This window comes from Streptococcus sp. Marseille-Q6504 (assembly GCF_965111625.1).
In genome coordinates this window covers 37,145-58,053 of record NZ_CBCOON010000001.1, presented here as the reverse complement: position 1 = coordinate 58,053, position 20,909 = coordinate 37,145, and the positions used below count along the sequence as shown (strand labels likewise).

At 42.1% G+C, this 20,909-nt stretch carries 21 protein-coding genes; all 21 read right to left on the bottom strand.

The features are described 5' to 3' along the window. Window positions 1-4 precede the first annotated feature (4 nt). The gene (locus tag ACWPUA_RS00380; protein ID WP_454378464.1) at window positions 5-1,276 is read right to left on the bottom strand and encodes a hydroxymethylglutaryl-CoA reductase, degradative; all 1,272 of its coding nucleotides are present in this window, start codon (window positions 1,274-1,276) and stop codon (window positions 5-7) included. Beyond that, on the bottom strand, window positions 1,276-2,448 hold the full coding sequence (locus ACWPUA_RS00375; RefSeq protein WP_454378462.1) for a hydroxymethylglutaryl-CoA synthase: 1,173 nt from the start codon (window positions 2,446-2,448) through the stop codon (window positions 1,276-1,278). Before ACWPUA_RS00375 ends, ACWPUA_RS00380 begins: the two co-directional genes overlap by 1 nt. Before the next feature lie 162 nt (window positions 2,449-2,610). Beyond that, window positions 2,611-3,060, bottom strand: a complete 450-nt coding sequence (locus tag ACWPUA_RS00370; protein WP_006148936.1) for a threonine/serine exporter family protein — start codon at window positions 3,058-3,060, stop codon at window positions 2,611-2,613. A 1-nt stretch (window position 3,061) separates the two neighbouring features. After that, complete coding sequence (locus tag ACWPUA_RS00365; RefSeq protein ID WP_036759238.1) at window positions 3,062-3,820, bottom strand: threonine/serine exporter family protein; 759 nt, start codon at window positions 3,818-3,820, stop codon at window positions 3,062-3,064. An 85-nt stretch (window positions 3,821-3,905) separates the two neighbouring features. Then, window positions 3,906-5,792: a Stk1 family PASTA domain-containing Ser/Thr kinase gene (gene pknB / locus ACWPUA_RS00360; RefSeq protein ID WP_006152747.1), complete on the bottom strand. Its 1,887-nt coding sequence runs from the start codon at window positions 5,790-5,792 to the stop codon at window positions 3,906-3,908. After that, the gene (locus tag ACWPUA_RS00355) at window positions 5,789-6,526 is read right to left on the bottom strand and encodes a Stp1/IreP family PP2C-type Ser/Thr phosphatase (RefSeq protein WP_414287591.1); all 738 of its coding nucleotides are present in this window, start codon (window positions 6,524-6,526) and stop codon (window positions 5,789-5,791) included. Before ACWPUA_RS00355 ends, pknB begins: the two co-directional genes overlap by 4 nt. 15 nt (window positions 6,527-6,541) lie before the next feature. Beyond that, entirely contained in the window at window positions 6,542-7,855 is a 1,314-nt protein-coding gene (gene rsmB / locus ACWPUA_RS00350; protein ID WP_454378459.1) for a 16S rRNA (cytosine(967)-C(5))-methyltransferase RsmB, read from the bottom strand. Continuing rightward, window positions 7,848-8,783, bottom strand: coding sequence for a methionyl-tRNA formyltransferase (gene fmt / locus ACWPUA_RS00345; RefSeq protein WP_414277518.1), 936 nt, complete (start codon window positions 8,781-8,783; stop codon window positions 7,848-7,850). Before fmt ends, rsmB begins: the two co-directional genes overlap by 8 nt. 11 nt (window positions 8,784-8,794) lie before the next feature. Beyond that, window positions 8,795-11,191 (bottom strand): primosomal protein N', encoded by a 2,397-nt coding sequence (locus tag ACWPUA_RS00340; RefSeq protein WP_454378457.1) that lies wholly within the window; start codon window positions 11,189-11,191, stop codon window positions 8,795-8,797. Between the two features lie 84 nt (window positions 11,192-11,275). After that, a complete protein-coding gene (gene rpoZ, locus ACWPUA_RS00335) occupies window positions 11,276-11,590 on the bottom strand; it encodes a DNA-directed RNA polymerase subunit omega (RefSeq protein WP_004251389.1) in 315 nt (104 codons plus the stop codon). A gap of 24 nt (window positions 11,591-11,614) precedes the next feature. Then, on the bottom strand, window positions 11,615-12,241 hold the full coding sequence (gmk, locus tag ACWPUA_RS00330; protein ID WP_000775049.1) for a guanylate kinase: 627 nt from the start codon (window positions 12,239-12,241) through the stop codon (window positions 11,615-11,617). A gap of 136 nt (window positions 12,242-12,377) precedes the next feature. Continuing rightward, complete coding sequence (locus ACWPUA_RS00325; protein WP_004251393.1) at window positions 12,378-13,991, bottom strand: ribonuclease Y; 1,614 nt, start codon at window positions 13,989-13,991, stop codon at window positions 12,378-12,380. A 217-nt stretch (window positions 13,992-14,208) separates the two neighbouring features. After that, entirely contained in the window at window positions 14,209-15,306 is a 1,098-nt protein-coding gene (locus ACWPUA_RS00320) for a nucleotidyltransferase (protein WP_454378454.1), read from the bottom strand. 9 nt (window positions 15,307-15,315) lie between these two features. Continuing rightward, complete coding sequence (locus ACWPUA_RS00315; protein ID WP_454378452.1) at window positions 15,316-16,056, bottom strand: class I SAM-dependent DNA methyltransferase; 741 nt, start codon at window positions 16,054-16,056, stop codon at window positions 15,316-15,318. Between the two features lie 111 nt (window positions 16,057-16,167). Then, window positions 16,168-16,521 carry a ribosome silencing factor gene (gene rsfS, locus ACWPUA_RS00310; protein ID WP_454378450.1) on the bottom strand — a complete coding sequence of 118 codons (354 nt, stop codon included), beginning with the start codon at window positions 16,519-16,521 and terminating at the stop codon, window positions 16,168-16,170. Continuing rightward, entirely contained in the window at window positions 16,522-17,115 is a 594-nt protein-coding gene (gene yqeK / locus ACWPUA_RS00305) for a bis(5'-nucleosyl)-tetraphosphatase (symmetrical) YqeK (RefSeq protein WP_454378448.1), read from the bottom strand. Beyond that, window positions 17,115-17,744, bottom strand: coding sequence for a nicotinate-nucleotide adenylyltransferase (locus ACWPUA_RS00300; RefSeq protein ID WP_036759262.1), 630 nt, complete (start codon window positions 17,742-17,744; stop codon window positions 17,115-17,117). The genes yqeK and ACWPUA_RS00300 overlap by 1 nt, the downstream gene beginning before the upstream one ends. Before the next feature lie 50 nt (window positions 17,745-17,794). After that, a complete protein-coding gene (gene yhbY / locus ACWPUA_RS00295; protein ID WP_000060171.1) occupies window positions 17,795-18,106 on the bottom strand; it encodes a ribosome assembly RNA-binding protein YhbY in 312 nt (103 codons plus the stop codon). A 213-nt stretch (window positions 18,107-18,319) separates the two neighbouring features. Next, the gene (gene yqeH / locus ACWPUA_RS00290; RefSeq protein WP_454378445.1) at window positions 18,320-19,426 is read right to left on the bottom strand and encodes a ribosome biogenesis GTPase YqeH; all 1,107 of its coding nucleotides are present in this window, start codon (window positions 19,424-19,426) and stop codon (window positions 18,320-18,322) included. A 2-nt stretch (window positions 19,427-19,428) separates the two neighbouring features. Further along, window positions 19,429-19,956 carry a YqeG family HAD IIIA-type phosphatase gene (locus ACWPUA_RS00285; protein WP_016465499.1) on the bottom strand — a complete coding sequence of 176 codons (528 nt, stop codon included), beginning with the start codon at window positions 19,954-19,956 and terminating at the stop codon, window positions 19,429-19,431. Between the two features lie 16 nt (window positions 19,957-19,972). Beyond that, the gene (locus ACWPUA_RS00280) at window positions 19,973-20,878 is read right to left on the bottom strand and encodes a magnesium transporter CorA family protein (RefSeq protein ID WP_454378828.1); all 906 of its coding nucleotides are present in this window, start codon (window positions 20,876-20,878) and stop codon (window positions 19,973-19,975) included. Between the last annotated feature and the right edge of the window lie 31 nt (window positions 20,879-20,909).

The following is a 20,909-nucleotide window of genomic DNA, read 5'->3' as shown; positions in this document are numbered from 1 at the left end:
CTTATTATCTAAATTTTTTCAAAAGTGTTTGGGCTTTTTCTAAATTAAAAGTTTTTTCAGCAATCAAGCTTTCTACCAACTTAGGCACTTCAGCCTCTGTGGCTCCTGCAAGGAGGGCCAGTGACTTCGCTTGAAGTTTCATGTGTCCATGCTGAATTCCTGTGCTGACAAGAGCTTTAAGAGCTGCAAAGTTTTGTGCAAGACCAATTGACACGATAATTTGAGCCAATTCCTTAGCTGATGGATGACCTAGCAACTCATGGCTGAGAACTACACGAGGATTAAGACCAATTGATCCACCCTTGGTAGCAACTGGCATCGGCATAGTCAGCTCTCCTATTAACTCTTCTGTTTCCAAATCCATCATCCAATGACTGAGACCTCGATAAGCACCATCATGACTGGCATAGGCATGCGCTCCTGCTTCGATGGCACGCCAATCATTTCCTGTCGCAATCAAGAGAGCATCGATTCCATTAAAAATTCCCTTATTGTGAGTAGCTGCTCGATAAGGATCTGCTTGAGCAAACTGGCTGGCTAAAACCATTTTTTCTGCTAGTTCACGCGCTTCATCCTTCTGGCGACTCAAATAACGAAAGGCGATCCGACAAGTTGCAGTTACTAGAGAATCCGTTGCATAGTTGGATAAGATTCCCATTAAACTTTGCCCTTGACTTAGAGCCTCTAAGCTAGGTTTTAAAGCTTCAAGCATGGTATTGAGCATATTAGCTCCCATGGCTTCCTGAGTATCCACATGGAGATAAACCACTAAAAAGTCAGCCTCACCAGAAATTTTCTCAACTGTTAGATCTCTGGCTCCACCACCACGTTTGACAATAGATGGATAGGCTTGGTTTGCTTGTTCAAGTAGCTCTGCTTTCTGACTCAAAATAGCCTGATATGCTTTATCCCTATCTGGAACCTGATAAAGAGCTACCTGACCAATCATTTGGCGTTGATGAACCTGAGCAGTAAAACCACCCGCACGTTTGATAATCTTACTAGCAAAACTAGCCGCAGCAACGACAGATGGCTCTTCGGTCACATAAGGAACGGTGTACTCTTGACCATTTACCAGTACTTCTGGCACTACTGAGTAGGGTAGTGAGAAAGTCCCCACTACATTTTCACTCAGTTGGTCCGCAACTGCTAGACTAAGATTTTCATTTTGCTCAAGACTTTCTTGGGCTTCCATAGAAGTAAGCGCCTGAGACTTAACGAACTCAAGGCGCTCTTGAATTGATTTTTTAGCAAATCCATTCCAATTTTTTTTCATTATTTTTCAACCTTGCTGTAGCGACGTTGGTGTTCTACAATCTCAACTAGAGCATAGTCCTGTCCTTCATAGCCTGACATGGTTGCAGAACCTGACTCATCCAAGTTTGCTTCCTCAAAGAAGATTCGTTCATAATCAGCTACGCTCAATGCTTGACGCTGGTCTAGCAATTCTAAGCGATTTTTATGCAATTGCTGTTCATAGCCTTCAACCAATTCCACACTGAAGAACTCAGATACAGCACCGCTTCCGTAGCTATAGAGAGCTAGCTTGTCCCCTGCTTTGAGACTATCAGAGTTTTCAAGAAGAGACAAGAGTCCTAAAAAGAGTGAACCTGTATAGATATTCCCAACCTTTTGGCTGTAAATAATGGACTCATCAAAGTGTTTTTGAAGTAAATCCTTTTTCTCTTGAAGTAGAGATTTATCAAGAATTTTTTTCAATCCCTTGAGAGCTAGCTTTGGATATGGCAAATGGAAACAAATAGCTTCAAAATCATTCAAGTCGCAATCATAACGCTTTTGGTACTCTTCCCAAGTCGTTTTTAAGCTATCCAAATACTGCTGTGTTGAGTAGACTCCATTTACAAATGGGGTCGTTGAATAATTTGGACGCCAAAAGTCCATGATATCACGAGTCTGCGCAACGTTATCGTTGTTGAAGACCATAACACGTGGATTTTGACTAATCAACATGGCAACACAACCTGCTCCTTGAGTTGGTTCCCCAGGAGTTTCGACACCATATTTTGCAATATCACTAGCAAGTACCAAAACTTTTGATTTAGGAGAATTTTCTACGTGTAACTTAGCATAGTGAAGGGCCGCAGTCGCACCATAGCAAGCTTCTTTGATTTCAAAACTACGAGCAAAAGATTGAATTCCAAGCAAACCGTGTACAAAAACCGCAGCCGCCTTACTTTGATCGACTCCAGATTCTGTCGCTACGATAACCATATCAATCTCTTGCTTCTCTTCTTCAGTCAAGATAGAATTTCCTGCACTGGCAGCCAAGGTAACAATATCCTCTGTTAAAGGAGCAATACTCAATTCTTTTAAAAGGAGTCCTTTACTCAATTTTTCAGGATCAGTTCCTCGAGCTTCTGCTAAATCTTGTAATTTCAAAACGTATTGACTGGTCGCAAAACCAATCTTATCAATACCGATTGTCATATTTACCTCTATTTTTATCATTCATTGTAAAAATTCGTTCACCTCTATTTTATCACAATTGAGGTCAAATGAGCAAAAAAAGACTTGATTCCCCAAATCAAGTTCATTTCTATCGTCGTACTCCTATTTTTTCAGCCACTCTACCCACGAAAAAATCGAGACTTAGCTAGCTCGATTCTTTTTGAGATAGTGATACAACTTCAGTACAACTGTCCCACTTGCCATTCCTATAGAGATAACAAGGGCCAACATCATCACCAACATTGCACTGGCAATGGCGTTTCTATAGTCGCCTGTCACAAAAAATGAAGTCGTTCGATAAGAGAGATAACCTGGTACCAGCGGAGCCAAGATGGCCAAAGCAAACACAACGGCTGGTGTTTTGTAGAGAATACTCATAATCTGGCTGATACAAGAACCAATTACAGCGGCAATAAAGGTCGCCAAAATAACATTAGTTGGCTCCTTGAGTATTAGATAGAGCAGCCAGATTGACATTCCCAAAACTCCACCAGGAATGAGCATAGAACGTTGGACGTTTAAAACGATTAAAAAAGTGATAATAGCTAGCAGACTAGCTAAAGCCTGCAATAAAAATGTTGTTAGAGTCATATTAGTTCATGAGTAAGAGGGCGACAGAGGTGCCTGCCCCTAAGGCAAGGGTAACCAGCAAGGATTCAAACATCTTGCTCATACCAGAGTTAATGTGATTGGTCATAATATCTCGAACAGCATTGGTCAGGGCAATTCCCGGTACAAAAGGCATGACCGCACCTGCAATGACCAAATCAGCTGTAGAAGGAAAGCCAGAATAGCGCGCCCAAAATTGTGCAATCAAACCAAAAACAAGAGCACCTGCAAAAGCTGTCATAAAGGGAATACGGATAAATTTTTCTACGTAAAGAGAACAGGTGAAAGCAAATATGGTTGCCACTCCTGCACCAATGGCATCGTAGACATTCCCCCCGAACATGATAGAGAAGAAGGGAGCACTAAGGGTCGCTGCAGCAGTTAGCTGAACATTGGTATATGGTGAGGGCTTAGCATTTAATTGCTTAAGTTGAATAAAGGCTGTCTCCAAATCAAGCTGCCCTGATACAAGCTGCCGTGAAATCTGGTTGACATCACACACCTTCTCAATATTATAAGCAGAGGAGGTTACTCGTTTCATTCGAGAGATATTTGTATTTTCAATGGAGAAAAAAATAGCTGCAGGCATGGCCAAAACATTACAATCCATGATGCCTTGTGAATGAGCAATTCGAATCATGGTGTCTTCGACACGATAGATTTCAGATCCATTTCGAAGCAGAATTGTTCCTGCTAACATAATGACATCAATGACTGCATTCAGTTTTTTTGATTCGTCCATCTTCCCCTCCTTTTTAAACTCCTTTTATTTTATCATAAATTTTAAGGAAAAAAAACTTTGTCACAAAAACTGTGACAAAGATTGATTAGTTATCACCATTATGGTTCTCCGACTGATTATTCGATGACGGAGATGACGGTGCTGTCGTAGTTTGAGGTTCTCTAATCTGTGGTGATGTCTCTCCACGATATGGATTTCCTTGTGAAGGATTTGTTGTCGTTGTTGTAGTTTTCGGTTTGTAGATAGAAATTTTGATACGAGTTGTATTCAAATCTACACCTTCACCTGGTTTTGGACTTTGACTAACCACAGTATCCTCAACAGTCCCTTCTGGTGCTGTAGAAACCTCTACTACTTCAATATTCGCCTCTTTAACACCGACTATCTGAATCAAGTTATTCTTGGTAAATTCAAGGCTTGATCCAATATAACTTGGCATAGGAACGCTAGTTACCTTCTTGGCTACTGTCAAGGTAATCTCTGTCGCCTTACTAAGATCATAAGTGGTTCCTTCTGGCAGACTCTGTCTCATAACAAGTCCTGCCTCTGTTTCACTTGATTCTTCTTCTACAACCTTGATGAGATTTTCAGGAACTTTTTTCCCTTTCAACTCTGCAATGACGTCTGTAGAATTGCGTCCAATATAATTTCCAATCTTAAATGATTGCTGACCTGAAGAGATAATGAGATTGACTTTAATACCTTCTTTACGAGACGAACCAGCATCTGGATCCGTTCGAATCACTCGGCCTTCTTCTACCGTATCACTAGCTTCAGACTTTTCCTCGCCAATTTCAAAATTAGCTTTTTTAAGTTTTTCCTTAGCTTCTGCTACAGTTTGTCCTGCAACATTTGGAATTTCAACAGTTGCTGGTGTTTTGGATACTATCCAAAAGAGAGAAGCCAAAACAAGTATAAAGCTAGCCAAAAGCACTAAATACCTCGCTTTAAAACGACGCTTCTTGACTGGTTTTGCAACAGTTTCTTTACTAGTTGCCTTTTGAGTCGGCTTTTGGCTCTGAGGACTTTCTTCCTTTGGTTGCACTTTAGGAATCGCTGTTAAAGTAGATTGTGAAATTTTCGGTAAGGTTTTTGTGTCAACTTTACTTGTATCTTCAAATACCAGCTTTGGTTCATTTCGACGGTTATAAGAAAGACTGCTCAATAAGTCAACATACATCTCTGAGACAGTTTGATAACGGTCTGTCAACTTTTTAGCTGTCGCTTTTATAACAACGTTTTCCAAGGATTGTGGTACTGATGGGTTTTCTGCAATGACAGAAGGAAGTGGTTTTTGGAAATGCTGAAGTGCAATGGTCACAGCACTATCTCCATCATAAGGAATATGACCTGTCAACATTTCGAAAAAGATAATTCCCATTGCATAAATGTCACTCTGTATGGTCGCCTTAGAACCACGCGCCTGCTCAGGTGATAGATAGTGAACAGAACCCAACATGGAGTTGGTCTGTGTCAAACTGGTTTCTGCAAAGGCCACTGCAATCCCAAAGTCAGTAACTTTTGCAGTTCCATCAGGAGTCAAGAGTATATTTTGAGGTTTTAAATCACGGTGAATAATCCCCTTTGCATGCGCCAAACGCATAGCCAAGAGAATTTGACCCATGATACGAACAGCTTCCTCGTTTGATAGAGGGTGGTGTTCTTTGATATAACGTTTGAGGTCAAGCCCAGCTACATATTCCATAGCTAGATATTGTTGACCGTCTTCTTCACCGATATCTGTAATTCGAACGATATGAGGATGATCTAGGTCTGCCATCGCACGCGCTTCGCGCTGAAAACGTGCAACAGCGATTGGATCCGTTTGGTAGTTGGTCCTCAGGACCTTCACCGCTACCTCTTCCCCATCCAGAATCAAATCTTTGGCCAGGTAGACATCTGCCATCCCACCACGGCCAATTTGTTTGATAATCCGATATCGTCCGGCAAATATCTTGCCGATCTGGATCATTTTGATTCCTCCTCAATCGCAATCAAGGCAACAGTAATGTTATCAAGCCCTCCGGCATTGTTTGCAAAACGTACTAAGGTTGCCGCCTTGTCTTCAAGTGAAATATCACTTGTCACGATGTCATAGATTTCACTTCCTGAAATCATATTCGTGAGACCATCACTGTTCATAACGATATAGTCACCAGGTTCCAAGCTTACAATTCCTAAATCAGGTTGAATCTCATCTTTTTGTCCAATAGACTGGGTAATGATATTTTTTTGTGGATGCGCTTCAGCTTCTTCAGGTGTTAATTGACCTGCCTTGAGCAACTCATTGACTAATGAATGATCACTCGTTAATTGGTGGTACTCTTCTCCACGAACCAAGCCGATACGAGAATCACCAATATGAGCATAGATGGCTTGGTTATCAATGATTGCAAGGGCTTCTAGAGTTGTACCCATTCCTTTATATGCTTCATCACGCCCCAATTGATAAATCTTTTGATTTTCAATTTCTAGGTGTTCTGCAAACCATTCACGAACTTCATTCACGGTATCAATATGAGTATCTACCCAGGCAACACCTAAGTCCGTAACTGCCATCTCACTGGCAATATTACCCGCTCGATGTCCTCCCATCCCATCAGCCAAGATAATCATCGTACGACCGGCACGGTTGACAAAAAGATTGACATAGTCTTGATTATTTGTACGTTTCTGACCCACATCTGTTAATAATGAAATCTCCATTGTGTCAGTTCCTTCCTAATTGGATATCTTACGAAATTGGCTAATAAAGAATCCATCACTTCCGTACAATTCAGGAGTAATGAGGATGCAGCCATCTTTTAGGATATCCTTGCATTCGTGTTCTAGTTTAACCTGCTCGAACTCTGGATGACTTTCTAAAAATGCTTGAACCACTTGAAAGTTCTCCTCAGAGACAATAGTGCAGGTACTATAAGTTATTATACCACCTTTACGTAGCGTTTGACAAACACTACCTAATATTTCCAACTGAATTTCCTGTAATGACGCGAAATCAGCAGTGTCTTTGTTGTATTTGATATCTGGTTTCCGACGCAATAGACCAATCCCTGAGCAAGGGGCATCAACAAGAATCTTATCAAATTGATCCTTGCCAAAAAACTCGTGAACCTTTCGGGCATCCAATTTTTGTGTTTGAACACGGTCTGCTACGCCTAGGCGCTCTGCATTCTCTTGAATCAAAGTGAGTTTGTGGTCGTAGAGATCCAGAGCTGTTACCTGACCTGTCGTGAGATAAGAGGCCATATGGGCTGTTTTCCCACCTGGAGCTGCACAAGCATCCAAAACCTGCTCCTCTCCTTGTAAATCAAGAGTTGGAGCAACCAGTTGACTAGACTCATCCTGGATAGTAATAGCCCCTTCAGCAAACAAGTCATGACCCGCAAAATGCCCCTGCTCTTTAACCAGACCAGAAGCTGATAAAGCAGAATCACTTGCATCAAGCAGAGCTTTAATTTCCTCTTTTCGGCTCAAATCTGTCACACGGATACTGGCTTTATTGCGTTGCAAAAGACTTTCAAAAATCGCTTGCGCTCGCTCTTCTCCATACTCTTCCTTAAGCTTAGAAACTAACCACACTGGCAAGGAGTAGGCGATAGAATCACGCTTGTTCTTACGTTTGATACTAGCAATATCTGGCAAACCTTCTCGCAAGATACGGCGAAGAACTGCATTAACCAATTTTTCACTACCCTTTTTACGAAGTTTTGCAATTTCTACCGCTTCATTGACCACTGCATGATCGGGAAGCTTATCCAAGTATTGGAGTTGATAGACGCTCATGAGAAGCAAAACATAGAGCCAGCTGTCTAGCTTGTCTCTATCTTCAATAAAGTGAGACAAATACCATTCTAAAGTCAGTTTACGAGCTACGGTTCCATAAACAAGCTCTGTCACCAAACCTTTGTCAGTTACTGACAGTTGACTTCCCTTGAGGTGTTTATTTAAGGCGATATTGGAGTAGGCTTGATTGGCGAAGACATCCTCTAGCACCTTTAAGGCTAAGTTTCTAGCCGTTTCTACTTTAGTCACCAAATCGTTCTCCTACAGCCAAACTTCGTCCAACACCGTTGAGGAAGGAAGCAATGTCCATTTTAGGTTTTCCTGCTGGTTGAACCTGTTTGAGAGATAGAGCTCCTTCTGCCGTTGCGACAATCAATTCTTTCTTACCGATGGAGAGTATCTCACCCGGATTCCCCTGACCTTCTACAGGCAAAGCTTCATAGATTTTGAAGCGTTCTCCCTTGAGGAAGGTATGAGCAACTGGCCATGGATTCATCCCACGGATTTGGTTGAAAAGTTGACGGTTGGTCTTGTTCCAGTCCAATTTTTCTTCCTCTGGTTTAATATTTGGTGAGAAAGTTACTTGGTTTGGATCTTGCGGTTGAGGCTGAATTTCACCAGCTATATAATCAGGTAGAGTATCCAAAAGCAAATCACGCCCAACAATGGCCAATTTTTCAAACAAAGTTCCAACATTGTCCTCATCAGTAATGGGAATACTGCGACGAGAAATCATGTCCCCTGCATCCATTTCCTTGACCATTTCCATAATGGTTACTCCTGCCTCCTCATCACCTTGAATCAAGGCATAATGGATAGGAGCTCCACCACGGTGCTTTGGAAGAAGGGAGGCATGAACGTTGACTGCAAAATCCATGCTATCAAGGAGTTTACTTGGGAGAAATTGTCCAAAAGCTGCAGTCACAATCCCGTCAGCTCCCAAATTCATGATAGCTTCCATTTCTGGACTACCTGATAATTTTTCTGGTTGGTAGATAGGTAGGCCTGCCTCTTTGGCAGCTTGTTTCACTGGGGTTTCCTGGATAACTTTTTTACGGCCGACAGCACGATCTGGCTGAGTTACAACCGCTACAATCTCGTAGCGGTCATCTGACAAAAGTCCCTTTAAAACAGTTGCTGAAAAATTGGGAGTTCCCATAAAGATTAGTTTTGTCATCTTTTCTCCTTCTATAAAAATTGTTGCGGTTCGTTGTCAATACTGAGACGAAGTTCGCTATTTTCACGTTCTTGAGTTAGGGCTAAGACCTGATTAAGGGTAGAAGCCAACTCATCTTCTAAACGGTATTTAATCAAAATTTGGTAGTGGTAGAGGTTATGAGTACGAGCGATAGGTTTTGGCGTCGGACCTAGAATTACACTAGCATCCGATAAACCTGACCGCAAAATCTCCATGACTTGATAAGCACGTCTAAGAACCTCTTCTTCTTTTTTATGAGATAAGGTGATTCCAATAGTAAAATAATAAGGTGGATAACCCAACTGACGTCTAATGCCCATTTCATAGGCATAGAAACCTTCGTAGTCCTGATCCTTGGCAAATCGAATGGCATAATGCTGAGGATTATAGGACTGAATCAAGACCTGACCTGCCTTTTCAGCACGACCGGCGCGACCTGCTACCTGGGTCAAGAGTTGGAAAGTCCTCTCAGAAGAACGGAAGTCAGGTAGATTCAAGGCTGTATCCGCATTGAGAACACCAACCAAGGTTACATTTGGAAAATCCAAGCCCTTGGCAATCATCTGTGTCCCCAGTAAAATATCTGCCTCCCCTTTACCAAACTGCTCAAGTAAAGCTTGGTGACTGCCCTTTTTACGAGTTGTATCCACATCCATGCGTAGAATGCGTGCCTCTGGAAAGAGTTCCGCTAGCTCATCATAAGCCTTCTGTGTCCCCGTTCCATAATAGCGAATGCTACGACTCTGACAGTTTGGACAGACATGAGGAATTTCCTTCGTAAAACCACAATAATGGCAGTTCATGGTTTTGGTATCCATGTGTAGCGTCAAGGAAATATCACAGTTTGGACAGGTGTCAACGGTCCCACATTCCCGGCACATGACAAAGCTAGAATAACCACGACGATTGAGCATGAGAACAACCTGCTCTTTTTTATCCAGTCGATCTTGAATTGCCTCAATCAGTGGTGGTGTAAAGTTTGATGTTTCATTCTGCCCGATGTAATCACGAAAGTCAATGAGTTGAACTTCAGGAATGCTTGCTAAAGGATTGGCCCGTTGAGTTAGACGTAGATGTTGATAAACACCCTTACCAGCACGCGCACGGCTTTCTAGACTTGGTGTTGCAGAACCAAGAACTAGGGCAGCTTGATTGTACTGAGCTCGTAAAAGAGCCACATCCCTAGCATGGTATCGAGGATTGCTATCTTGCTTATAGCTAGCCTCGTGCTCTTCATCGATAATAATAACGCCTAGATTTTTCAAAGGTGCAAAAATAGCTGAGCGAGCCCCAACAACTACCTGAGCATCTCCACGCTCCACCTTGCGCCACTCATCATACTTTTCACCATTGGACAAGCCTGAGTGGAGAATGGCTACTTTATCGCCAAAACGAGCAATAAAGCGCTCAGTCATTTGAGGTGTCAGAGAGATCTCTGGTACAAGAACAATCGCTGTTTTCCCCATATCCAAGGCACCTTGGATAATCTGCAGGTAAACCTCGGTTTTCCCACTTCCTGTGATTCCTTGAAGGAGAAAGGGAGGGTGTTGCTTCCCAATCGCTCCAACAACCGCCTCACAGGCTTCTTTTTGCTCTGGGTTTAACTCTAAGGATCGGCTAGCCTCAATGCCTTCAAAATAAGCCGCTGAACGTTGGACTTCCTTTTGCACGATGGTGATAGCACCATGTTCCACAAAGAAATTGACTTGTTCCCGTGAGTAATATTCTAATAAAGTAGCTAAAGGAGTACTTTCAGGATGTGCTAATAAATAATCTCGCAGTTCCAATTTCTTCTTGGCACGGTTTGAGATTTCTAGTTTTTCTAATTTGTCAGGATTCACTTCAACCCAAGACTGCGTTTTAACCTTTTTCTGGTCTACAGCCTGATACTCTAGTTTCAAGAGCCCTTTTCGGGTCAAGCGCATCATCTCAGCTTGCTTTTCTAGGTCGAGAGATGAAAATGCTAGAGACTCCTGAGAACCAAACAAACGATGTCTGTCTTCTTGACTCAAGCCTTCTAGAGGATAGAGGATTTTATCATAGCTAGAATTCAAAAATCCTGGAAGCATAGCTTTTAGAATAGAAATCTTGTATGAAAAAACTGACTTACGTAGTTCTTCGGCCAGCCAGAGTTGTTCCTCCGTTAAGACAGGAGAAAAGTCCAGCACCTCAGCAATTTCTTTCAAGTTCTCATCTGCCACATCTATATCAGATTCTTGTTCTATTCCAAGAACAATCCCTTGAATCAAGCGATTAGCCTTCCCAAAAGGCACATGAACCCGCATACCAACTTCCAGCATGTCTACAAATTCCTCAGGGACCTTGTAACTGTATGGTTGGTCCGTCTGCATCAAGGGAACATCCACAATGATTTTCGCAATAGCCATATCCTCACCTCCTTCTCTTCTTAAATCGTTTCAATTGATTGAGTATTCTTGCAATAGAAAAAATAAGATTGAGTCCCCCCAACCTTAAATTTTTTCACCTTCTTCTTTTTCTTTCGCGATTTGCTCTTTGATTTTCTTTTCTTCTTCTTCTCTCAATCGTCTTTCTTCTTCGATACGACGACGAACAGCTTCGCGTTTCCCTTCTGGATCTGGGTGGATGGTTACATTCCCTGATTCAATTTCTTCCAAGGCACGAAGTGTAGATTTTTCAGATTTGAATTCTTGTGTTGGAGTTGCTCCAGCTTCTAATTCGTGAGCACGTTTTGCTTCCAAGATGACGAGTGAATATTTTGATGGTACCTTGTCAAGCAAGGTATCAATAGAGGGTTTAAGCATCATTTGTTTGTACCTGTTTTCTATAGTTTATCGAATAGTCGGAGACTTTGGTAGCATATCCTGGTAGTGACCGATGACACGATCGACGCGGAAATGTTCTGCTTCAATCACACGTTTGACACGTTCTGCGGCAAGAGGAACATGATCATTGACAATAGCATAGTCGTACTCACGCATCAAAGCAATTTCTTCTTTGGCTTTTTCGATACGCTGGGCGATCACTTCTGCACTATCGGTACCACGGCCTACGAGACGATCTTGCAATTCTTCCAAATCTGGTGGTGTCAAAAAGATAAAGACCGCATCTGGAACTTTTTTCTTGACCTGAAGAGCTCCCTGCACTTCAATTTCAAGGAAGACGTCAATCCCCTTATCAAGGGTTTCATTGACATAGGTCAGAGGAGTTCCGTAGTAGTTACCTACATACTCTGCATACTCTAACATCTGTCCTTGACGGATCAATTCTTCAAATTCTTCACGCGTACGGAAGAAATAGTCAACTCCGTCTACTTCACCTGGACGTTGAGCCCGTGTTGTCATAGATACAGAATATTGGAATTGGTTTTCAGAACTCTCAAAAATTTCTCGTCTAACCGTTCCTTTTCCAACTCCTGAAGGACCTGAAAAAACGATTAGTAAGCCACGGTCTGCCATGATGTCTCCTTTGGATAGTTTGTGAAATGCCTTGGAAATTCATTCAGAATTCTCTTTGTGAAGGCATTTCTGCTTACTACAATCTTTCTATCTAGTGTAACAAAAAAGCAGTAATTTTTCAACTGCTCTTTCTTATTTATTTTGCGTAATCAACTGCACGAAGTTCACGAATCACGGTTACCTTGATATTTCCTGGGTAATCGAGGTTGCTTTCGATTTTCTCACGAACTTTGTGAGCTAAGATTGTGACCTTATCGTCCTTGATTTGACCTGGATTTACCATGATTCGGATTTCACGACCTGCTTGAAGGGCAAAGCTATTTTGAACTCCTTCAAAGCTATTAGCGATTTCTTCTAAATCATGGAGACGTTTGATGTAGCTTTCAAGCGATTCGCTACGAGCTCCTGGGCGGGCTGCACTTAAGGCATCCGCTGCAGCAACGAGAACTGCAATCACACTTTCAGGCTCTACATCTCCGTGGTGACTAGCAATCGTGTTAATCACAACTGGATGCTCTTTGTACTTGCGAGCTAATTCAGTACCAATCTCAACGTGGCTACCTTCTACTTCTCGGTCAATGGCTTTACCAATATCGTGAAGGAATCCTGCACGGCGGGCAAGAGCTGCATTTTCACCAAGTTCGCTAGCCATGATACCAGCTAACTTAGCCACTTCGATTGAGTGTCGCAAGACATTTTGTCCGTATGAAGTACGGAACTGTAAGCGACCCATGATCTTCATCAAGTCTGGGTGAAGGTTTGGTGCACCGATTTCATAGGCTGCAGCTTCACCATATTCACGAATTCTGTTATCAATTTCTTGACGGTTTTTCTCAACCAACTCTTCGATACGAGCTGGGTGAATTCGTCCATCCTTAAGCAAGGTTTCCATCGTCATACGGGCAATCTCACGGCGGATAGGATCAAAACCTGACAAGGTTACCACTTCTGGCGTATCATCAATGATGACATCAACCCCTGTCAAACTTTCAAAAGTACGGATGTTTCGCCCTTCACGACCAATGATACGACCTTTCATGGTATCATCAGGCAGATGAACTGTAGAGTTGGTAGACTCAGCTACATACTCACCAGCAATTCTCTGCATCGCTTGGGACAAGATATCCTTAGCAAGCTTATCTGAACGTTCCTTGACTTCTTGCTCCGCCTCACGAATGCGGCTAGCAATTTCCTTGGTCAAGTCTTCTTCTGTCTGGGCTAAGATAATATCTTTTGCCTCTGACTGAGTCAGACTTCCGACACGCTCAAGTTCTGCTTGCTTTTGCTTTTCAATTTCCTCTAGTTGCTCTTCACGTGCATCAAGGTTTTTTGCTCTATCAGAAATACTTTGTTCTTTTTGTTCAAGTGTTTTTTCTTTGTTCGTCAAATTATCGTCTTTACGGTCAAGGCTCGTAGCTCTCTCCGTCAAACGACTTTCGATTTGCTTGAGTTCTTGACGCTCCGACTTAAATTCAGCGTCCACTTCTTCGCGGTATTTTCTGGCTTCCTCTTTAGCCTCCAATAGTGCTTCTTTTTTAAGGGATTTGCTTTCGCTCTTGGCTTCATTTAGTAATAAATCCGCTTCGCGCTCAGCTTGTCCTCGTAAATTAGTTGCTTCTTGTTCAGCATTTAAAAGCATCAACTCTGCAGCCTCTTGTGATGATTTCATCTTGACTGAGATGCTGACATATCCAATGACTAAACCAATGATGACGGCAAAAACAACTATAACAATTGTCATAATTTCCATGTTTTTACCTCAATTTATTTGTTTATCTGAATGACATACATTCTTATACATTTTACCACAAAAAAATATTTTTAACAAACCTTAAATGGAAGTTGTTATAGTTATTTTTAGGAGCATTATCTTCATTTTCCTTAGTAAAATAAGCTTCTTAAACCTAACTATTTTTTAAAAGAATTTTTTTGCAAAAAATAAGAAAAAAGTCCACCTCAAAGTAGACTTAGTTTGTTTCAATTCTGATTGGCACTCGACCAAAATTTTGTTCTGCTATACTAGGGTGTCCCAGTTGATAAATTTGGTCTGCCTTTTGTGTTATGGCATCCCAGGGTTCTTTACCGATTCGGCTGACGAGATTGACCTGCTCCTTGAGAGTTTTAAGGTGTTGTCTGCCTTTTTCGGTAAAACCAAGGACGTGAATACCTTCTGGCAAGTCACTTTCTCTAGCCTGCACCAAGATATAGGTCAAGAGACGTCGCACACGCGCCTTGGTGTAGCGTTTGGTAGCCACTATCTCGACTAATTCTTCCACAGACTGAGCTGTCTTTATAGCATCCTTGATCCGCACCGCCATTTCTTGATTGACCTGATAGATGGCGGTTAGGTCTGGATTTGATAAGATTTGATAGCGTAAAAGTTGAAAATAATCTTCCCAACTCACCTTACTAGCATTTTCAAACAGCTCAATAGTTGGCATAAAGCGTTCTAAGAAATCTTGGTCTGATTGATGCTGACGGATGGCTGTCGCCGAAGCAAAGTCCACATCCTTGGCCACAGAATGGTATCCAGCTCCCTGACGCTTGATTGGATGAAGTTTGATATCTCTCCCAGCAACTGCCTTGGCGTAGGCAAGAGCTAAGACATGATTGGGCGTATCACCCGAAAAATCAAGACCTGCAAATTCCTTCCACATGGCTTGGGTTTTCTGAGGGTAGGAGAGTAAATCAGGTAGATTGTCCACAAAATTCTCCATCTCTTGACCACGCTCTGCATATAAGTTAGCAATTTTCTGGTAATCCAGAACTTCCTCTGTCCCAAAAGCTAGGCTATCAATCCCCAAATGAGCCAAGATGTCTACTGCTCCTTGTCCAAAGGAATCCGCTGCCTGAACACTGACTAAAAATGGCAATTCTACTACCAAGTCTGCTCCATTCTCTAGTGCCATTTGAGCCCTTGTCCACTTGTCCACGATAGCAGGCTCTCCACGCTGCATGAAATTCCCAGACATGGCAACGATTTTCAGCCCATCCGCCTGTTCTAGCAGGTATTTATGGCCATTATGAAAAGGATTGAACTCTGCGATAATACCTGTAATGGTCATGATATTCTCCTACTTCTGCGCGACGAAAAACCAACGGGTGCTAGTTTCTGTTGGTTCCTTGTCTTCAAAGTCTGCGTAGAGTTTGAAGGACTTGAAACCAGCCTGTTCTAGCAAAATATCATAGGTCAAGATTTCGTATGTACGCTCCTCATGCACTTCATCGTGGCGACTAAAGAAACCATCCGCTTCCTTGATAAAAAAGGTCAACTCATGCACGATGGAGTGAGGAGCATCGTCCTCGTAGGTATCCCAAAGCATAGCAAAGTCTTCTGCATTTTCATGATAGGAATAGCCAGGAAAGACCTCATCTGTCTGGTAGGTCGAATGCACATCAAAGATGAAGACCCCGTCCTCATTGAGAGCGTTATAGACTTCTTTAAAGACGTCCCCGACTTCCACCTCATCCTGCATGTAGCAGATTGAGTCCGAGTAACATGTGACAAAATCATATTTACCCGCCTTGGACAAATCCAGCATATTGCCTTCCATAAAATCAATCTTTTGCTTGGCTGATGCCGCTCTCTTCTCAGCAATCTTTAACATATCCGCGCTCAAGTCCAGTCCAGTTACATCAAAACCTGCCTGAGAAAAGCGCACAGATTGGATCCCTGTCCCACAAGCCAGCTCCAAGAGTTTCTTTCTCTCCTTAGTCTTTGGTAAATGACGGAGGGAAAAATCCGTCCATTTATCGTATAAACTATCATCCATGACTGCATCGTAAACAGCCGCAAAAGTTTCATAAGTAGGCATAATTAAGTTACAAAGAGCGTCCCTGGCAAATACCACTCGCCCTCACCTTTCTATCCATTTTCTTCTAAAATAAGCAAAGAAAACCCAGTTGACTGCAACTGAGTTCATCTCTTATGCCAAGGCTTCTGAAATATCTACAGAATTCGCTTCATGCCATAATTTTTCGAGGTTATAGTGGGCACGCATTTCTTCTGAGAAGATATGCACTACTACACCACCGAGGTCTAATAGGACCCAGCCTCCAGCTGCATCGCCTTCAACATGGCTACCTTTAAAGCCAGCTTCAGCTACTTTTTCACGGATATTGTCAGCGATAGCATCCAACTGACGGCTATTCATTGAGCTCGTGATGACAAAGTAATCTGTCACACTGGTCAATTCTTGTACGTCAAGTGCGAGGATATCCTCAGCACGTTTCTCATCAGCCGCTTTCACGACTAGTTCTAGTAATTCTTTTTCGTTCATTTAGTCCTCTTTCAAATAGTGCACATAGGCGTTATAGGTTTCAAGGGTTTGGGGATAGATAGGCAATCCCTGGCGAGCCAAATGTTCCACAGTGCGAGCTGTTTCATAAGCTACTGCCTTATTAAGCGACAAACTTGCAATCTCACGCGCCTGGTCCACCCCTGGAAAGGCACGATTATGCTCGATGTAGTCTGCGACGTAGATGACTTTGTCTAGGTCGGTCATCTGACCAGCTCCGACTGTATGGATTTCAATTGCACGCAAAATTTCAGGATCTTTCAAATCTAAATCTTCCTGAATCTTGTAAATGCCGACCATGCCATGCCAGACATTATTGCCCCAGTTTTTAAGATCAGAGTCAAGTTGATAACGATCTATCAAGTCTAAAAATTCTTGATCTGATAGCTTTTTAGCATAGTCATGAAGGAGACCTGCCAAACCAGCTTTCTCAACATCCACACCAAAGCGCTGAGCCAATTCTATGGCTGCACGCTCTACACCCAGACAATGGGTTAGACGTTTTTCAGGTAGGAGCTCTGCCATTTTTTCCAACAATTCTTCACGCGAACAGTTGATATAGTCTTGGTATGCCATCAGTAAAGCCCTTCTTTCTCAATATAGTCTAGCACTGGTTTTGGCAAGAGAAAGTTAGGTGTGCGACCTTGGGCAATAAAATCACGCACCATACTAGATGAAATATCCATGAGAGGCACATCCACCCAGATGACTGGATAAGAAGTCCCAGCCTTGTATCGTGGTCGCTGAACTCCTACAAACTGAACGAGGTCGACCAATTCATCAATTCTGTACCACTTAGGCAGATAGTCTACCATATCGGCACCGATGATAAAGTAATAATCTGTATCTGGATTCTTCTCTGTCAAAATCTTCATGGTGTCGTAGGTGTAGGAAATGCCCTTGCGCTCTAGTTCAATGGTCTCAATAGCTAAACCTTCGATTCCGTCAATAGCCAATTCAAGCATTTTGAGACGGTGGTGTTCAGGAATGGTTTCCTTTTTGTCTACGTGAGGTGGTTGGTATTCAGGCATAAGCAGTACTTGATCCAATCCCAACTGCTGACGTACTTGGTCCGCCACGATCAGGTGGGCATTGTGAACAGGGTTAAAATTTCCCCCTAAGATTCCAACTTGCTTGCGTTTTTTATCCTTGATTTCTGGCTCTAACTCCACTTTTGTAAAGGGAGTTAATAATTCGATTGCCATAGGCTAATCTCCTTTAGTCTTCTGTAAAAACAGTTTTTTGGAGTATATTTTTAAATTTCTTTAACTTTTTTAGAAATCTTACGATTTTCTTTCTTGCTTGATTGCTTATATAAAATCAAGATACGGCCGATTTTTTGGACTGTATCCACACCGATTTCTTCTTCCAAGATTTCAGCTACTTCGTGGATGTTTTCATCTGTGTTTTGCAAGAGAGTAACCTTGATTAATTCGCGGGCATCAAGTGCCTGACGAACGCTGGTTTTGATTTGGTCGTTGAGACCATTTTTCCCGATTTGGATAATGGGTTTAAGGGTATGTGCCTGGCTGTTGAGGAAGGCACGTTGTTTTGATGTTAATGACATAATTCATTTAAAAGAGTTTCTTTTTATACTTTTCTGAAGTGGTGACGGACGTCAGCAAAGTCCTCTGGACTTTCATGACTAAAATTTGAGCCTAAGGTCTCAAATTTTCCTCAGTTGGTACAATCACTTGTACCAACTAACACCACGGCGAAAAGTATCTTCTAGGGGCTCGCAGTGCTCGCCTTTATAAAGACAACCCTTTCCTTTCTGTGTTTAAATAATTGCTTTTCGTGTGACAACTGCGACGCCTTCTGGGGCCCAGACGGCTACTTTGGCAGTTCCTGTTACACGAATCCAGCCTAGTCCTGAGATAACGAGGTCTGTCTTATCCTTGATAGTAAAGACATGTTGGACCAGTTTTGGAAAATCTTCTTTTTCCTTGTTATTTGGTGGTGTAAGGAGGGTTCCAAGGTGCTTATCGTAAAAGTCACTCGCTCCTTCAAGCTTGGTACGATGAAGTTTGAGTTCATTATCAAAGAAAGCTGTGAAACCTTGCTTTTCTCCTGCAATGAAGTCAAAGCGTCCCAAACCTCCTAAAAAGAGAGTTTGCTCAGGATTGAGCTGATAGGTTTTAGGTTTGATTTCCTTTTTAGGACTGACATACTTGAGATTTTTAGCCGTCAAGTAGTGGGCCATCTGATGACGATGGATAATTCCCGGTGTATCATAGATATAAGAACCATCATCGAGCGGAATTTCAATCTTATCCAAGGTTGTCCCTGGGAAACGTGAGGTTGTGATGACGTTCTGGTCACCCGTAATTTCCTGGATAATAGCATTGATAAGAGTTGATTTCCCAACATTGGTAACCCCAACTACATAGACGTCACGACCCTTACGATAGTGCTCAATTTTATCAATGACTTCCTTGATAGCATGCTTGTTTTGGGCTGAAGTCAGGACGACATCGACTGGACGAAGACCCTCCTCATGGGCACGTTCCATAAGCCATTGACTAATCTTGCCTGGTTTAACTGACTTAGGGAGGATGTCTTTTTTATTTCCAACCAAGAGCACATCATTACCTGATACAAAACGAGGCAATCCTGGGATAACAGAGCCATTAAAGTCAAAGATATCGATGACGTTCACTACTAAGGCATCACTGTCTCCCACCTCGTGCAAGAGTTTTAGGAAATCATCATCCGTCAACTGGACATCTGTGATTTCATTGTAATGACGAAGACGAAAACAACGTTGGCAATAAACTTCACCAGTCTCCAAACCTTTTTCGAGTGCTGACTGAGGCGTAAAGCCTAGACCAGTCTTATCTGTCGTCTGAATGGTTGCTCCACAACCAATACAGAGAATTTCTTCCATAGTTAGATTCCTTTTTTATATGTGATAGGCCCGTACTTTTCAGTGATTTGTTTCATGACACGGCGCTCACGAGCTCTGTTAATCTGTGTTTTGATAGAGTCATGTTGGACCAAAGGTTTGACCAAAATCGAACGAATACCTGCACGGTGAGCCGCTCGAATGTCCGTCATGAGCTGATCTCCAACCATAACCACTTCGTTTTTCTCATAGTGAAATTCCTTCATGGCGCGGTCAATCCCGAAAGTAAAGGGCTTCAAAGCCCAATAAACATAGTCAATCCCAAATTTTTCAACTGCACGTTGAACTCGTTTTTTAGAGTTATTGGACACCACGATGATACGAATACCTGCATCACGAAGGTCATGTAACCATTGCTTCATCTCTGAAGTCCCATCAGGGTTATTCCAAGCAATCAGAGTGTTGTCCAAATCCACCAAAACAGCTTTGATCCCTTGGTTTTTCAGGCTTTGGACTGTCAAATCATAAACTGCTTCTACAGCAAAGTCTGGCATGTAGTTTTCAATTACCATTTTGGCTCCTTTTCTTTTATTTTCTAGTAATTTTCTTCAGCCATTGAGATAATGCCGCCCATAAAATCAAGCTAGTCACCAAGATATAAATCCAAGCATTTGGCTCTTCTGTAAATGGTAGAGGAACATTCATTCCGAAGAAACCTGTAATAACCGCAAGTACTGCTAGTAAGACGGAGATAATAGTCAAAATTGTCAAACTATCATTCAGGTTATTGTTTAGGATGTTGTTGTAAGAAGCTGAGAGTTGTTGCAAGACTTGAGAAATCAAGTCTGTCATAGACACCAACTGATGGGCTTCAATCATCGCATCATCAAACTGCTCTCGTTCGACATCATTAAATCTCCGATAAAGAGCATGGCCCTGGATATGTTCCAAGAGGAGTCGATTTTGTTTTGCCGCTGCTGTCAAGTAAACCATACCAGTCTCCAAGTCAGAGAGGGCGAAGAGATTTTTCTTTGTTGTAGTTTGACGTAGCAAGGCACTAATTTCGTCCTTACTTTTATCCATCTCTTCAATGACAGGATAATAAGCGTTACTAATAATTTCTAGACTAGCAAAAAGAAATTTGTAAATAGAAAGCGACTCATGGCTATCCAGATAAGCTAACATCTGATCAATGACATAAGCATTCTTATGGTTGCTGATGGTAATCATTCGTTTGTTTTCAACGATAAAGGTCATGGGAATCGCTTCATAGTAATCCTTGTCCTTTTCTAAGTCCAGAACATTGTAGATAAAGGTCACAGTCCCATTCTCACGGTTATAATCCATGTGGGCACGTTCATTTTTATCCAGCGCATATTCGATGGTTTCCTTATCCAATCCGTAGATTTCAGATAAATCTTCAAGATTTTTAATTTTTTCTACATCTAGATTGATCCAAACACAACCATTTCCTAATTGCTCATCTAAAAACATCATTTCTCCTCTGTCAAACTCCCTCTATTGT

What these genes read in the sequence shown, in the direction of transcription:
- ACWPUA_RS00380 (WP_454378464.1), bottom strand. Translation starts at nt 1,276, where the DNA reads ATGAAAAAAAATTGGAATGGATTTGCTAAAAAATCAATTCAAGAGCGC.
- ACWPUA_RS00375 (WP_454378462.1), bottom strand. Translation starts at nt 2,448, where the DNA reads ATGACAATCGGTATTGATAAGATTGGTTTTGCGACCAGTCAATACGTT.
- ACWPUA_RS00370 (WP_006148936.1), bottom strand. Translation starts at nt 3,060, where the DNA reads ATGACTCTAACAACATTTTTATTGCAGGCTTTAGCTAGTCTGCTAGCT.
- ACWPUA_RS00365 (WP_036759238.1), bottom strand. Translation starts at nt 3,820, where the DNA reads ATGGACGAATCAAAAAAACTGAATGCAGTCATTGATGTCATTATGTTA.
- pknB (WP_006152747.1), bottom strand. Translation starts at nt 5,792, where the DNA reads ATGATCCAGATCGGCAAGATATTTGCCGGACGATATCGGATTATCAAA.
- ACWPUA_RS00355 (WP_414287591.1), bottom strand. Translation starts at nt 6,526, where the DNA reads ATGGAGATTTCATTATTAACAGATGTGGGTCAGAAACGTACAAATAAT.
- fmt (WP_414277518.1), bottom strand. Translation starts at nt 8,783, where the DNA reads ATGACAAAACTAATCTTTATGGGAACTCCCAATTTTTCAGCAACTGTT.
- ACWPUA_RS00340 (WP_454378457.1), bottom strand. Translation starts at nt 11,191, where the DNA reads ATGGCTATTGCGAAAATCATTGTGGATGTTCCCTTGATGCAGACGGAC.
- rpoZ (WP_004251389.1), bottom strand. Translation starts at nt 11,590, where the DNA reads ATGATGCTTAAACCCTCTATTGATACCTTGCTTGACAAGGTACCATCA.
- gmk (WP_000775049.1), bottom strand. Translation starts at nt 12,241, where the DNA reads ATGGCAGACCGTGGCTTACTAATCGTTTTTTCAGGTCCTTCAGGAGTT.
- ACWPUA_RS00325 (WP_004251393.1), bottom strand. Translation starts at nt 13,991, where the DNA reads ATGGAAATTATGACAATTGTTATAGTTGTTTTTGCCGTCATCATTGGT.
- ACWPUA_RS00320 (WP_454378454.1), bottom strand. Translation starts at nt 15,306, where the DNA reads ATGACCATTACAGGTATTATCGCAGAGTTCAATCCTTTTCATAATGGC.
- ACWPUA_RS00315 (WP_454378452.1), bottom strand. Translation starts at nt 16,056, where the DNA reads ATGCCTACTTATGAAACTTTTGCGGCTGTTTACGATGCAGTCATGGAT.
- rsfS (WP_454378450.1), bottom strand. Translation starts at nt 16,521, where the DNA reads ATGAACGAAAAAGAATTACTAGAACTAGTCGTGAAAGCGGCTGATGAG.
- yqeK (WP_454378448.1), bottom strand. Translation starts at nt 17,115, where the DNA reads ATGGCATACCAAGACTATATCAACTGTTCGCGTGAAGAATTGTTGGAA.
- ACWPUA_RS00300 (WP_036759262.1), bottom strand. Translation starts at nt 17,744, where the DNA reads ATGGCAATCGAATTATTAACTCCCTTTACAAAAGTGGAGTTAGAGCCA.
- yhbY (WP_000060171.1), bottom strand. Translation starts at nt 18,106, where the DNA reads ATGTCATTAACATCAAAACAACGTGCCTTCCTCAACAGCCAGGCACAT.
- yqeH (WP_454378445.1), bottom strand. Translation starts at nt 19,426, where the DNA reads ATGGAAGAAATTCTCTGTATTGGTTGTGGAGCAACCATTCAGACGACA.
- ACWPUA_RS00285 (WP_016465499.1), bottom strand. Translation starts at nt 19,956, where the DNA reads ATGGTAATTGAAAACTACATGCCAGACTTTGCTGTAGAAGCAGTTTAT.
- ACWPUA_RS00280 (WP_454378828.1), bottom strand. Translation starts at nt 20,878, where the DNA reads ATGTTTTTAGATGAGCAATTAGGAAATGGTTGTGTTTGGATCAATCTA.